Source organism: Mixta mediterraneensis (genome assembly GCF_014946725.1).
Classification (GTDB): Bacteria; Pseudomonadota; Gammaproteobacteria; order Enterobacterales; family Enterobacteriaceae; genus Pantoea; species Pantoea mediterraneensis.
In genome coordinates, this window is record NZ_JACFXY010000012.1 from 49,649 (window position 1) to 63,921 (window position 14,273).

At 49.1% G+C, this 14,273-nt stretch carries 11 protein-coding genes and 3 pseudogenes; 6 read left to right on the forward strand and 8 right to left on the reverse strand.

The window, feature by feature from the left end; genetic code table 11:
* Positions 1 to 130 precede the first annotated feature (130 nt).
* Positions 131 to 412, forward strand: coding sequence for a peptidylprolyl isomerase PpiC (gene ppiC, locus H2P46_RS18260; protein WP_193406357.1), 282 nt, complete (start codon positions 131 to 133; stop codon positions 410 to 412).
* Here ppiC and H2P46_RS18265 read toward each other — a convergent pair whose 3' ends face one another.
* Positions 413 to 2,476, reverse strand: a complete 2,064-nt coding sequence (locus tag H2P46_RS18265) for an AsmA family protein (RefSeq protein ID WP_193406292.1) — start codon at positions 2,474 to 2,476, stop codon at positions 413 to 415.
* 63 nt (positions 2,477 to 2,539) lie between these two features.
* A complete protein-coding gene (pdeH, locus tag H2P46_RS18270; RefSeq protein ID WP_193406293.1) occupies positions 2,540 to 3,313 on the reverse strand; it encodes a cyclic-guanylate-specific phosphodiesterase in 774 nt (257 codons plus the stop codon).
* Between the two features lie 283 nt (positions 3,314 to 3,596).
* Between pdeH and kdgK the strand changes: the two genes are divergently transcribed.
* Together kdgK and H2P46_RS18280 are read left to right on the forward strand one after the other, a co-directional pair.
* Complete coding sequence (kdgK, locus tag H2P46_RS18275) at positions 3,597 to 4,529, forward strand: 2-dehydro-3-deoxygluconokinase (RefSeq protein WP_193406294.1); 933 nt, start codon at positions 3,597 to 3,599, stop codon at positions 4,527 to 4,529.
* 94 nt (positions 4,530 to 4,623) lie between these two features.
* Positions 4,624 to 5,429 (forward strand): IS5 family transposase gene (locus tag H2P46_RS18280; RefSeq protein ID WP_193403474.1). Its coding sequence is split into 2 segments (ribosomal slippage): positions 4,624 to 4,974 and positions 4,977 to 5,429, totalling 804 coding nucleotides; the frame shifts between segments, so codons are not numbered across the junction.
* Here the strand turns inward: H2P46_RS18280 and H2P46_RS18285 are convergent.
* Together H2P46_RS18285 and H2P46_RS18290 are read right to left on the reverse strand one after the other, a co-directional pair.
* Positions 5,366 to 5,971 (reverse strand): AlbA family DNA-binding domain-containing protein, encoded by a 606-nt coding sequence (locus H2P46_RS18285; protein WP_193406295.1) that lies wholly within the window; start codon positions 5,969 to 5,971, stop codon positions 5,366 to 5,368. The two genes, H2P46_RS18280 and H2P46_RS18285, sit on opposite strands and share 64 nt — an antisense overlap.
* Positions 5,972 to 6,042: 71 nt before the next feature.
* Positions 6,043 to 6,365: pseudogene (locus H2P46_RS18290) on the reverse strand (hypothetical protein).
* A gap of 355 nt (positions 6,366 to 6,720) precedes the next feature.
* Between H2P46_RS18290 and xisR the strand changes: the two are divergent.
* The gene (gene xisR, locus H2P46_RS18295) at positions 6,721 to 7,002 is read left to right on the forward strand and encodes an excisionase family protein (protein ID WP_193406296.1); all 282 of its coding nucleotides are present in this window, start codon (positions 6,721 to 6,723) and stop codon (positions 7,000 to 7,002) included.
* A 475-nt stretch (positions 7,003 to 7,477) separates the two neighbouring features.
* Here the strand turns inward: xisR and istB are convergent, their stop codons facing one another.
* From istB to H2P46_RS18315, 4 genes and pseudogenes are all read right to left on the reverse strand, one after another.
* Entirely contained in the window at positions 7,478 to 8,266 is a 789-nt protein-coding gene (gene istB / locus H2P46_RS18300) for an IS21-like element helper ATPase IstB (protein WP_193403211.1), read from the reverse strand.
* Positions 8,263 to 9,291 (reverse strand): IS21 family transposase, encoded by a 1,029-nt coding sequence (gene istA, locus H2P46_RS18305; RefSeq protein ID WP_193403210.1) that lies wholly within the window; start codon positions 9,289 to 9,291, stop codon positions 8,263 to 8,265. The genes istB and istA overlap by 4 nt, the downstream gene beginning before the upstream one ends.
* A 544-nt stretch (positions 9,292 to 9,835) precedes the next feature.
* Entirely contained in the window at positions 9,836 to 10,102 is a 267-nt protein-coding gene (locus H2P46_RS18310; protein WP_193406297.1) for a hypothetical protein, read from the reverse strand.
* Positions 10,103 to 10,360: 258 nt separating this feature from the next.
* Positions 10,361 to 11,166 (reverse strand): annotated as a pseudogene (locus H2P46_RS18315) (IS5 family transposase).
* A gap of 621 nt (positions 11,167 to 11,787) precedes the next feature.
* On the opposite strand from H2P46_RS18315, the gene lpxP reads away from it, so the two are divergent.
* Positions 11,788 to 12,711 carry a kdo(2)-lipid IV(A) palmitoleoyltransferase gene (gene lpxP, locus H2P46_RS18320; protein WP_193406298.1) on the forward strand — a complete coding sequence of 308 codons (924 nt, stop codon included), beginning with the start codon at positions 11,788 to 11,790 and terminating at the stop codon, positions 12,709 to 12,711.
* A gap of 346 nt (positions 12,712 to 13,057) precedes the next feature.
* Positions 13,058 to 14,200 (forward strand): annotated as a pseudogene (locus H2P46_RS23340) (alanine racemase).
* The last annotated feature ends 73 nt before the right edge of the window (positions 14,201 to 14,273 follow it).

A 14,273-nucleotide genomic window follows, 5' to 3' on the forward strand; every position in this document is an offset into this window, starting at 1 on the left:
TTTCGAACGACGGCAGCCAGACAGGCTCTGGCAACTGACGTTAATAAGTCACGGGAGAGGCAACCCACGCCCCTACAGGTCGAAAGATAGGGTTATAATGGGCGACGATTATACACAACGAGACACCGACATGGCGAAAACCGCAGCGGCTTTACACATCCTCGTGAAAGAGGAAGCGCTGGCTAAAGCGTTATTGGCGAAACTGGAAAAAGGCGGCAATTTCCAACAACTGGCAAAGAAACACTCAACCTGCCCCTCCGGGCGAAATGGCGGTGATTTAGGTGAGTTCCGCCAGGGACAGATGGTCCCGGCTTTTGATAAAGCGGTTTTCACCTGCCCACTGTTAACGCCTTATGGACCGGTGAAAACCGCGTTTGGTTATCACATCATTAAAGTGCTTTACCGCACCTGATCACTTCTTATTTTTCATCTGCTGCAAAATATTGCTGCACTGATTATCTTCGTTATCGCTCGGTGAAATCAGTGCCAGCAGCGCAGCAGCAGGCGCCACAACGGCACCTAACGCCACCGCCGCAGCGCCGCGTGCAATCAGCGGCCCGCTTTTCACACCAGCGTCTGGATTTTTGAACGTGCCACGCACATAGAGCGGCGATCGCAGCGTGATGATGCGGACGCCCTTACTTTCTGGATTAATAGAAAGATCCATGCGTTCACTGGCGAAATTAGCGTTACCGCTAATATTGATCACCGCGTTCTCGGTATCAAAGACAAACAGATTGGGCGTTGCTAAGCCGTTTTGCAGTTTAATGTCGGTAGCCGCGCAGTTAATCTGTACTTGATCGTCGCCAAACAGTTTACCAACCACGTAGTTACCGACATTCAGACCGGCAATCTCCATCAGGTTGCGGCTAATCAAACCATCATTCATCAGCAGTTTTAGCTGCCCATTGCTGGTCGCCAGTAAATCTGCCACTGAATTACCCTTGCCGGTGAGGCTGGCATCCCCATTCAGTTGCCCCAGGCTGTTTTGCATGGCCTCAACGTCAGGGAACAACTGGCGCAGACGCAGTTTACGTGCGTGAATATCTGCACGACCGCGCATCGGCGAATGATCGCCTGCCAGATGAATGGTGCTATTCAGATTACCGCCCGCAATGCCAAAGCGCAGCGGATCTAACAGCAGGTCACCGTTCTTAAGCTGCAAATGGGTATAAAGATCGCTTAACGGCAGCGAATTACTGTGCTCAATACGCTTGCCGCTGAACTTCACATCGGCATCCATCACGTCCCAGTTTTTAGTATCGAACTTGTCATGCGGCAATACGCGATCGGCTGGCTGCGTTGATTTATCGCCGCGTCGTGCTTTAGCCTGCTCGGTTTTCTCGCTGCCTTTACCCGACTTCACGCCAATCAGCGGACCCAGATCGGCCATTCGTAGCTGGTTTGATGTCAGTTCGCCCTTCAGTCCAGGGCGCGGCTTACCCTGGGTGTACGTCAGCGACCCGTGAATATCGCTGTCGCCAATATGGCCGTTGAATTTTTCATACTGGAATACCGGCCCCTTCTCACCCGCGAATTTAGCAATCAGATGACCATCTGTTTCGTACGGCGGCGTGTCCGGCAGCAGCACACCGGTTAAACCGTACAGGTTAGCCAGCGTATCGCCAGAAAAGCGCAAGCGCACATCCAGCCCGCCCAGGTTCATGGGATCGGTTAATCCGCCCGTTATCTGTACACGCGTAGTACCGTTGCGTACATCCGCCTGAATCGGGAAAGGAGTCGTCTGGCTGCGCAGCGACAACATGCCGCCAATTTTGCCCTCGCCATCCAACCGTTCATTTTTGTAAGTGCCCTTCGCCTGCCAGCCAAAGACGAAATCACCCGCGCCCTTTTGCTTATCGTCGCCACCGGCTATCTGTGCATAAGGCACCGGCTTACCCAGCGGATTAATCTTCACCGTAACGTCCGCTTTGTTAATGGCGTCGCGATAACGAATTTGTCCCTGATCGAACAAAATATTATCAAGGCGGAATGACCATGCTGACGGCGCAGCGTTTTCATCTTTTTGACTGCCGCTGTTGGCAAGATTAAACGTCCAGTTATTCTTCTTATCCGCTGTTTGGATCAGGCGCGCATTGGGCTGCTCCAGTTTAATCCACGGGATAAAAACTTCTTTATGCAGCAGGGCTAACGGTGCCAGTGTGGCGTCCACGCGCTGTAAATGAACCATAGTCACATCGGGAATTTCGGGCGGGTTGCCCAACATAATGTCCTGCGCATGCAGATGCGGCCATGGCACCCAGCTACGCCAGCCAGGTTCTTCGCGGTTGCGCTCCCAGGCCACGCCCAAATCACCACGAATGGCAAAAGGACGATTCAGTTCAGTCGAGACTTTCTGGTTGTTGGTTGGCTTCAGACGATTCCAGTCAAAGGTGGCAATCACTACGATAATCACCACAACCAGCAACAAAAAAATCCCGACGATCCAGCTAACAATTTTTCCCGTACGCGTCATTTCGCTTTCTCCTTACCCTGCCACGGTCTCCGTTAAAGATAGACGAGACAGCGAGGAACGACATCAGAGAAGCTGGACAGAAAGATGATTTAACTCAGAAAAAGGAACCGGCTTTGAAAAGAAATACCCTTGTGCCGCGATGGCTGGAGAGGATTGCACTTGCTGCCACTCTTCCTCCGTTTCAACCCCTTCGACAATGACCCCGTTGCAATAATGGTTGATTAACGCCAGCAGCATGGAAAACAAGCTGCGCCCTTCATCTGTTTTACGCAGCAAAATAAACAGCTCGCGCGACAGCTTAATATAATCGTACTTCAGCTCGGTCAGCGCGGAGAAATTCGCCATACCACAACCGAAATCATCCAGCCACAGCGGGCCCAGCTCTGGCATCTGCGCCACAATCTCTTTCTGCGGCAACACGTGGTGTTCGGTCAGCTCAAATCGCACCCACGGCAAACGTGCGATCAGGCGGCGGATTGATGGATGTTTTTGAATCGACAGCAGCGAAGGGCTATCAATATTTACTGACGCAACAATATTTGTTCGCTCAAAAAAGGCCGACCACTGGGTTAATAACTCCAGCTGCTCATGCATCACATGCAGCCGTTGCGTAATATTAAGTGCGGCGAAATAGTTTTCCGACGACAGCTTCTTTTTCGGCGCGGACGGGTGTGTTATCGCGGCCAGCAGTTCAATAGCCAGCAACCGTCCCGATACCTGATATATCGGCTGAAAAGTGTAAAATCGCTGGCACTGCTGCCAGAAAAGGCGCGTTTTCTGCGAGGGATTGTAGTCAGTCGAAGAAGGGAGCCTGGGACTTATGCTCTTCATCACCATGATATTTTCCTGGTTGGGGGCAAGCGCCTGGATGCGGCAACCCAGCGGCAATTATCGGTCGTAATCGGGATAACTTTATTTATCTTTTAGCGATAATAAATCGTTGAGTGTACCAATAAGGTTACCGAGATAATCGCTAAAACAAGCCGAAACTTGTTCGCTTTATCAGGCCGATAGGAGTGCTATCACGACTTAAGTGGAATTAAAACGGCGTTTTAAAATCATTGACGTCTGCCATACCAGACGTAAGACTAGGGCGATATTCCACTATAGGCCGAAAACCATGACGCAAAAAAAAATCGCCATTATTGGCGAATGCATGATTGAACTGTCCGAAAAGGGTGAAAACATTAAGCGCGGTTTTGGCGGCGACACGCTAAACACAGCGGTATACATGGCTCGCCAGGTTGATGACACTCAACTAAGCGTGGATTACGTCACCGCGCTGGGTACGGATACCTTCAGCGATAAAATGATCGCTGCCTGGCAACAGGAAAAAGTCAAAACCGGGCTGATTCAGCGGCTGGATAATAAAATGCCGGGGTTGTATGTCATTGAAACGGACCCGCATGGCGAACGCACTTTCTGGTACTGGCGCAGCGACGCCGCCGCCCGTTACTGGCTCGATAGCCCCGAGAGTGACAGGATTTGCCAGCAGCTAGAACGTTACGATTATCTGTATTTAAGTGGCATCAGTCTGGCGATTCTGCCCGTTTCCAGCCGTGACAAGCTAATGGCATTGCTGGCGCGTTGTCGCGCTAACGGCGGCAAGATCATTTTCGATAATAACTATCGTCCACATTTGTGGTTCGACAAAACCGAAACGCAGACGGCTTATCGCAACATGCTGAACTGTACCGATATGGCTTTTTTGACGTTAGATGATGAGCATTTTCTGTGGGGCGAGCAACCGCTTAGTGAGGTGATCGCGCGTACACGGGCAGCGGGTGTCAGCGAAATCGTTATCAAGCGCGGCGCGGAATCTTGTCTGGTGGCCATTGATGATAATTCATTAATTGATGTAGCAGCCGTGCGCCTGGCAAAAGAAAAAATCATCGATACCACTGCGGCAGGTGACTCGTTTAGCGCCGGGTATCTCTCTCTACGTCTGACGGGCGCATCGCCAGAAGCAGCCGCTGATCGCGGTCACCTTATCGCCAGTACGGTGATTCAGCATCGCGGGGCCATTATTCCTCTGGACGCTATGCCGAAATAATATAGCGCCCCAGTTACTGGGGCGTTTTTTACTTAGAACCTATCCCAAAAGGAATTGTCAGATCGTAAATAATGGCAATTTTTGAGGGCGAAGTATGGCGGGCAACAAGTGGCAGATCAGCGATGAACTCTGGGAGAAAATGGCTCCACTTCTCCCGGAACATAAAACCCACCATCCGCTGGGCACGCATCGTAGACGTGTTGATAATCGTGCCGCAATGAACGCCATTTTCTTTGTGCTCAGAACCGGTTGCCAATGGAATGCCCTGAATGCCACGGATATTTGCTCATCCAGCTCAGCCCACCGCCGCTTTCAGGAATGGCGGGATGCTGGAGTATTTGAACGCTTCTGGCAAAACGGGCTGCTTGCCTGCGAGAAGCGGGATGCCATTGACTGGTCATGGTTGTCGATGGATGGCTGCATGACAAAATCGCCCCTTGCAGGCTCAAAAAAACAGGTCGCAACCCGACTGACAGGGGGAAGCAGGGAGTAAAGCGGAGCCTGATGACCGACGGGAACGGGCTTCCGCTCTCGCTGGCTGTCGCAGGGGCAAATACCCACGACATAAAACTGGTTGAAGATACGCTGGACGCGCTACAGACCGGCAGGCCGGGTCGCAGGCTGCATCTGTGTATGGACAAAGGCTATGAGGCTGAATGGGTGGAAATTTGTTTGAAAGCTCGTCGTTATGAACCTCATATCCAGTCGGGGAAAGAGGAGTCTGAGGCAATTAAAAACAGCGAGTTCAGGGCTCATCGTTGGGTTGTGGAAAGAACGCATAGCTGGATGAATCGCTTTCGCCGCATACTGACGCGATGGGAGAAGAAAGTCGAAAACTACGAGGCGATGCTGCATTTTGCTTGCAGCATCATTGTCTGGAATAAAATCCTTTTGGGATAGGTTCTTAATACCTCATCAATACCGCATTTTTCCTTAGCAATGCGAAATTCCCATGGCTTTCTGTCAAAAACACGCCAAAGAGATCGCTCCTTTTCAGCATGCTTTCCTAAGGGTTTTTTATAAGAACCAATGCGGATATATTCAACACCAAGAAATCTTACAGGAGTATGCTGCGCTGCTGGTATTTCTAGGATAACTACGGGCTTTTGTTCGATAGAAAGGAATTCGTTAAAGGTAAAATCAATCTTTGGCTCAAGGTTTTGCAATAACCAGCTTTCAAGCTCTTGTTGTTTATGCCTCTCTATGGATGGCTTAAAATCGGTCCCACTGACTTGGTGAGTCTCGTCATCGACTCCCCACACCATATATGCTTTTGTCTTACCTTCAAGGGCTGCTGAGTTAGCAAGAGCGGAAATATATTCGCCCAAATCCTCAGCCCTTATGGAGTTACTTTTGAACCCAGCCCATTCGGTTTCTTTAGGAAGAGAAGTGAGCTCTCTGAGTAAGGACTGAAAGTAGGGATCATCAATTGGCTTAGACATTTCACACCGGCATAAGAAAGAGTTATCAAATCACGCGAAGACTACCAGTCTAATAATCTTAGAACTATTATTCACCTAGATTCAGCATTCTGTCTTCTCTTCCAGACACTATAAATATCCTTGTCCCATGCCTTTCCTGCCCTAGTCTGATATCCAGCTTCATTAAGTCGTTCTGCAATAATTCGCCCATTATCGAACCCTTGAGCGATAGCCTCTTCGACAATACGAATCACAGAAGGCTCGTCATATGGCAAAGGGGGTATGCCCTGCTTACCGCCAATTAGTGCTGAAGCAGCCAAGCGGTTTTATCTCCACCAGCAGCACTCACAGCACCGGTAAAAGCCTCGCTTAATTCAGCAGGTACACGGAAGGTAACGGAAAGGGATTTGCTCATTGGCCACCAGTATCATAGTAAAGTGAGCATTTTAACATCGTAAGACAGTGTAAGACACTTGCTTATGTTGGTTCAACTGGCATGGTTTGTTGGTTCAATTCGTGGTTTTGTTGGTTCACTTTTTTAAAATTAATCCTTTTAAAACAACCATCTTTGCAAACTGAACCAACTGAACGACATGTTTTTGTATGTGTATGATGCGTGTGCGAAAGGGGATCTATTCATATCAATGCGGTGCGCTAAAATAATTCCCTGAACGGGCGGGGCGATTTGTTGACCTTCGCACCCTTCTTACATAGCGTAGAAGTTTCAACTCATAAACAAGTTGTTCTTGTTATCTTCAAGGGTTTACTGAATGTGCGACGAACCAACTATCTTTCTCACGCCAGCGAAGTGGGTGACTGAGCATGTATTAATGGGTATTACCGGGTTGAAGAAAGGAACTATAAAAAGAGCTCGTGAGAATTCTTGGTTTGAAGGCAAGCATTACAAGCACTTCTCTCCCATAGGTGAGCCAACGCCAAATAGTTCATGCATGTATAACTGGAAAGAAATCGATCTGTGGATTGATAAGCTGCCTGTATCGAAACCTTATGAGGAGGTTAGAGCGAAACGAAAAGGTAGAAAGGTGGGATGAAGTAGAGACTTAAAAATCACTTGGCAGGTTGGCAACACAGGCAGAGATTCTTACCTACTATGCCCTTACGGCTAAATTGCTAAGTATCCACCAGCGCAGCATCCACTTCGGTATCCACCAAAACAGCCGGTTTCCATTCTGAGGTTTCCAAAACGGCTTCCAGCATAACAACTAGTTCTCACCCTGAATCCGCGAACGCAGTTGTGCGTTTAGCCCACATTTACTTTTATTCACCTTTACTTTGTTAATGATAGTGTGTGCATGAATGCCATAGAGGCCAAGGCACTCAAGCCGATTCCTTGACGCGGCATGTAAAGGTAATTAGAGGTACGCAGATTCAAGTACGCATGATGGTGCGCAGGAAAAGTACGCATCATTCGTGCGCGCTAACGGAGGAGATCGTATTATCATCATGTCAATACCGATCGAATTCTGACCCACCCTGCCAAAGTAAAACTGACCCACCCCCTTTGAATCATTCGAGCGTTGTTGCTTTCGTTTTCTTCTGGAGTTGACCGCTTTTCAGCTTATCTTTCAGTCGATAGCTTTGGCCGCTGATTTGGGCGATATGCGCATGGTGAAGCAGCCGATCCAGCATCGCTGCCGTCAGTGTCTCGTCATCACCAAACGTTCCGGACCACTGCGTAAACGGCAGGTTGCTGGTCAGGATCACGCTGCCTGACTCATACCGTTTAGCGACTACCTGGAAGAACAGGTTCGCCTCCATTTTACCGAACGGCAGATATCCCACTTCGTCGATGATCAACAGCTTAGGTTTACCTACGACGCGGTTCAGGTAGCCCTTCAGGTCACCCTGACGATGTGACGCCATCAGTTGCAGCATCATGTCGGCGGCGGTAATGAACCGAATGCTTAAACCCGCCATCGCGGCCTTATAGCCAATGGCGGTCGCCAGGTGCGTTTTGCCGACGCCAGAAGGCCCGAGCAGGACAACGTTCTCCTGACGTTCGATAAATGTCAGACCCGCCAACTCCTGGATCTGACTTCGTGGAACGCCACTGGCATAGGCGTAATCGAACTGCTCCAGTGTTTTTATCACCGGCAGGCCTGATAACCGCAAAATGGTCTGGCGACGCCGTTCGTTCTGGCCATCATGCTGGAGCTGCAAAACGGCTTCCAGGAAGTCGGCATGCGTGCCGCTGTTGTCGATGGTCGCCTGTGCCACACCCGGCCACTCTGCCGGCAGGCGGTCGAGCTTGAGTTGCTCGCAGAGCGCGGCAATACGATCATGTTGAAGGTTCATGCTGGCACCTCGAGCAAGGCCTGGTACGTTGCCAGAGGATGTTGCAGGCTCTCGGTCGGCACCGGACGCTGGCTGAGCGCTGGGACAGGTGCAGGCAATGCCAACGTGACCTTCGGTAACGGCAATAGCGCAGCACGCTCGCGCGGCATGCGCTGCTCAGGCGGTACGCCTGTGGTGCCATGCACTCGTGTGTTCGCGACGGTGACCAGCCACTCGCCGATGCGTGTGTTGGCAGCAGGTACATCCAGTACCAGCCCGGCCTGCCGGAAGGTCGCGGTAAGAGGCACGATAAAGCTGTTCTTGAGGTAATGGTTAAACCGCTCAACCTTACCCTTGGTCTTGGCGCGATAGGGTCGGCAGACCTTGGGAGTAAAGGCATACTTCTCGGCGACGTGCATCAACTGCGGGTTCCAGCGATGCTTACCGGGGCCGTAGACATCGCGCTCAATGATGATGGCCTTGGCGTTGTCGAACAGCAGCTGATGCGGCGTCCCGCCGAAGAACCTGAGCGCAGACTCAATGCCGTCACACCAGGCAGCGGAGTCCTGGTTGCTGTAAAACTTGACGAAAGTCGCGCGGCTCCAGCCCAGCGTGGCGACAAAGGCCAGCAATGGGTTATGACCGAGTCTGATGATGGTGAAATCAACTTGCATCTGAAAGCCAGGCTCGGTCTCGAAGCGTGTTACCTCTTCAGTGACGGGCTGCTTAATGGGGTGCAGGAAAGCGGTCAGCATGCTGTAACCACCCTCGTAACCACGCTGACGGATCTCGCGCAGCAGCACACTGGCGGGTATCCAGAGGGGCCTGGCAGCGGCCACGCGCTCAAGGATATAGGTCTTGAACGGGTCAAGCTTGCAGGGGCTGGGTGCGCGAGGCTTGTAGCGCATATCCGCTACGGGCAGCGGGCTACGAATATATCTGCGAACGGTCTCACGAGAGCATGAAAGCTGGCGCGCGATGGCGCGTATCGACATGCCCTGACGGTGTAAAACACTAATCTCCACTCTGGTCTCCAATGTCATCATTGGCAGTGCCTTAAAACTGCCATTTTTACCCTAGGTGGGTCAGATTTACATCGGCAGGTGGGCCAGTTTTACATCGGTAGCGACATCATCACCACCAATGGGCACCCGGTTTTTGGGTGTACACAAGTGTGTACCCCTCGATCATTAGCCAAAACCATTATCCAAAAGCAAAAAGACTTCAGGTGAGATACTCAATAATCAGATTCAATATCGAGTAACGACGCACTAAAAATCGCTAAGCAGCAAATCATCAGTAAAGCCCGCACCTAGTCGGGCTTTTTTGTTATAAGGAGCTAGCATAAAGATGCAGAAAATGACAGTTAACCCACAAGGTTTTTATCCCGTTATTCCAGGCATATGGCTAAAATTTTTACCCTGAGAATAAATTTACTCGCACGCGAATATTCGCTCAGCTTTATCGCCCAGTGTAATCATTCAGTATTTTTTCTTAGACGAAACCGTAAATACGCTAAAAATAACGGTACTATTAATATTTACCGCCGCAATTCAATATGCTAGCAACGTCCGATACGCAGACATTTATTTAATTACCATAAACAGCGTATTCTTTAATCGATACTCCGCAAAGGCTACCTACATGATAAAAAAGAAGAAATATACCATGAACGCCAACCTGAATGATAATCATGGTTATACTAATGCGTTGTACAAGTATGCTGATTTTCTTAGGTTTGCCATGCGACTTTTCAATAACCTGGCTTATTTTTAATAAATTTATAGTTAAAATAATCAATCTGTCTGACGCGAGTCCATAGCTAAAATAAATCCAATAAAAAATCTCTTCATCCAAATATTCAGCCTAATAAATAACAGAATAGTGTAATACTGGATAAACGTTGACAGAACATTTCTCTCTGGAAAAATCGGGAGTTTCCACTGCTTTATGCAAAACAGAAAGACTATGGTCGTGGGAAATATTGATTAAATTTATCAAGATTCCAGGATCTTTTTGTTATTTAACAGTTTTATCAAATCGGCCCAACAGTGATAAGCATTATGAGCTCTTTTCTTCCCATCCACTGGAGGTTCTGTGTTATACTTTTAGAACCTATCCCAAAAGGATTTTATTCCAGACAATGATGCTGCAAGCAAAATGCAGCATCGCCTCGTAGTTTTCGACTTTCTTCTCCCATCGCGTCAGTATGCGGCGAAAGCGATTCATCCAGCTATGCGTTCTTTCCACAACCCAACGATGAGCCCTGAACTCGCTGTTTTTAATTGCCTCAGACTCCTCTTTCCCCGACTGGATATGAGGTTCATAACGACGAGCTTTCAAACAAATTTCCACCCATTCAGCCTCATAGCCTTTGTCCATACACAGATGCAGCCTGCGACCCGGCCTGCCGGTCTGTAGCGCGTCCAGCGTATCTTCAACCAGTTTTATGTCGTGGGTATTTGCCCCTGCGACAGCCAGCGAGAGCGGAAGCCCGTTCCCGTCGGTCATCAGGCTCCGCTTTACTCCCTGCTTCCCCCTGTCAGTCGGGTTGCGACCTGTTTTTTTGAGCCTGCAAGGGGCGATTTTGTCATGCAGCCATCCATCGACAACCATGACCAGTCAATGGCATCCCGCTTCTCGCAGGCAAGCAGCCCGTTTTGCCAGAAGCGTTCAAATACTCCAGCATCCCGCCATTCCTGAAAGCGGCGGTGGGCTGAGCTGGATGAGCAAATATCCGTGGCATTCAGGGCATTCCATTGGCAACCGGTTCTGAGCACAAAGAAAATGGCGTTCATTGCGGCACGATTATCAACACGTCTACGATGCGTGCCCAGCGGATGGTGGGTTTTATGTTCCGGGAGAAGTGGAGCCATTTTCTCCCAGAGTTCATCGCTGATCTGCCACTTGTTGCCCGCCATACTTCGCCCTCAAAAATTGCCAATATTTACGATCTGACAATTCCTTTTGGGATAGGTTCTTATAGTTAAATAATTAGGCCAGAAAAATTAAACTAGCCCACAATAATCGATTTTATGATACTCCTCCCGCGCATGATAATTTCTGACCTTTTCTGAAAAACCGGGAGAGATTGCATTTTTATCATTTTTCTTCTTGCATACGGCACATTTATTTACGGCTGCTTCGGCGTCAGGCCGCCCAGATGGCTTGTTTATTAAACGTCCAGCTTATTTTTACTTCTCATTTAAGTTGCTTTTTTCTCAGAAAAGTAAATAACACGTAAGCTTTCATGAAAAATAATTTCCAGACAGGTCTTAAAAAATAATTTCTTACGTTTTAAACATCACCGCGGACCCGCTTAACTCGCTGTTTTTTATCATTTTTAATTTCAAGCTTTCACTTTAATAACTCTTTAATGTTTCATCCATGAATCTGCTCAATCCTGAAGATTCTGGAGTTTATCTTTTTTTGAAGGCACTTTTTGATAAAGTGCTGGTCAAAAATCAGTACAGTTGTAACGCTTGGGGACTTAGGGAAATGCTCTTTATGCGATACATCCATTTATCTCATAAAGGTTAGCAATGAAAATCACCGGGAAATTTAGCACCTCGCTGCTGCATCCACGTTACTGGTTCACCTGGTTCGGGCTTGGCTTGCTTTGGCTATTAGTCCAGCTCCCTTATCCTGTTTTAATCCGCCTTGGGTCGGGTGCAGGTAAGCTCTCTCGTCATTTTTTGCAGCGCCGCGAACGTATCACTCGCCGCAACATTCAACTCTGTTTTCCTCGCATCAGCGAAGAAGAAACCGAACGCATGATCGCCGGGAATTTCGCCTCGCTAGGCATGGCGCTGGCAGAAACCGGTATCGCCTGGTTCTGGTCGGATCGCGCAGTAAAGCGGCTTTTTCATGTGTCGGGCCTCGCGAATCTGCACTCTGCGCAGAATGAAAGGCGTGGCGTGATGCTGATTGGCGTTCATTTTATGTCACTTGAGCTGGGTGGCCGTATTAGCGGTTTGTGCCAGCCCATGATGGCGATGTATCGTCCTCACAATAATCGCGCCATGGAATATGTACAGACTAAAGGTCGAATGCGTTCCAATAAGGCAATGATTGATCGTCGCGATTTACGCGGCATGGTGCATGCTCTGAAACAAGGTGAATCCGTGTGGTTTGCGCCCGATCAGGATTATGGTCCGAAAGGCAGTACGTTTGCACCGCTGTTCGCCGTTGAAAAAGCCGCTACCACCAACGGAACGTTTGTTCTGTCACGTCTGGCGAAACCAGCGATGATTCCCATCGTGCTCATTCGTAATCCGAATAATGATGGTTATCAGCTGATCATTGAGCCGATATTAGAAAATTATCCCCACAATGACGAAACTGCGGCTGCGGCTTACATGAATAAGGTTATTGAAAATCAAATTCTGCGTGCGCCAGAGCAATATCTTTGGCTGCATCGCCGCTTTAAAACGCGTCCGCCAGGCGAAGCATCACTTTATGTTTAATCCGAAAGCAGGCCCGGTGCCTGCTTTTTATTTTTATTCTCAACATGTTGCCTGTAATTATTAACGAAAAACAGCTTTGACAAAAACAGCGCCGCCTTTTATGCCGGAAGGTACGTTATTAGATGCCTGCTCATACGTCGCGTGGAAGAATGATCATTAGCAGAAGGCAACAGGTATCGCATCGCCACAAAAAAAGAAGTTCTGCTCAGTTATCGCTCTGGTGATAATTTTTTAATGGAAAGTTTAGGTGGCGGCTGGCAGAAAACGGCGCCCAAAGGCTTACTGGTGTTTAAGCCAGAATTAATGAATGATGGCTGTTTTTCATTAGCGAATGCAGGAATATCGTATGGATATGAACAGCTCAGCCAACTGGCAACGCCCCCTCTTTGACGATCGTCTTACGCCTTACATCGAAATTAATGCACAACAGCTTGAACTGAATCTTCGACATATGCAGGCAAAAGCCGATGAGGCTGGCGTAGCGTTACGACCTCATATTTAAACGCATAAAAGTGTGTTCATCGCACGCCGACAGCGAGAATTAGGTGCGCATGGCATAACCGTTTCGAAGCCAAGTGAAGGCGTTAGTTTTTTACTGGGCGGAGAGCGCGATCTGCTGCTGGCCTACCCCGTGGTGCGGGCAGAGAGCATCGCTGAACTATTGCTTACGGCTGCGAAATATCAGGCGAAAATCACTTTGATTGTCGATGCGTTGCAAGGCGTCGCGGCGATAGCTGAAGCACAGCGCCAGCAACCCGATTGCGATCTTAGCATCATGATTAAGGTCGATGTAGGTTTGCATCGTATCGGTGTTAATCCACACAACAATGACGCGCTGCAACTGGCACAATCGCTTAGGAAATATGGGCTGCGCTTTGCCGGATTAGTGTCACACGCCGGTCACGCTTATGGGGCTGGGAACGCTGCGGCGATTTGCATAATCGCGCAGCAAGAAGCACAGCTGATGCATGCGTTACAGGTAAAACTTCACAATGCTGGTTTCGATTTTTGCCCAATCTCTGTGGGGTCAACACCCACCGCGCTGGCTGCCGATGTTGTCCCAGGCACAGACGAAATCCGTCCAGGAAATTATGCATTACTCGATCTTACCGCTTGTCGTCTGGGATTGTGCCAGGTAGATGATTTGGCGCTTAGCGTCATTACACGTGTGGTGGCAGTAAATGAACATTTCGTCATTGTTGATGCCGGATCAAAAATGTTGAGCTCTGATAAAGGGCCGCACGGCACTAACGCCAGCGGATTCGGCGTAGCAGTAGATGAGATGGGAAATACCTATGATGTTAGTAAGCTTTCTGAAGAGCATGGCTTTCTTGTCTGGCAAAACGTTCGGCCTGCTATTGGCAGCCTGCTACGTATTTTTCCCAATCACAGTTGTGCAGTGATGGCGCAATCTGACAGTTTTGTCTTACGTCACGCGGATGGCTGTGGCGAGGTTGAATCTGTTTCGGCTCGCGGCAACTTTACCTGATTTATTGCTGACGGGCAGCGCTCCTGCTTGCTCGTACTTTACGCAAAACTATGCCAGTTCTACACTTCTACCG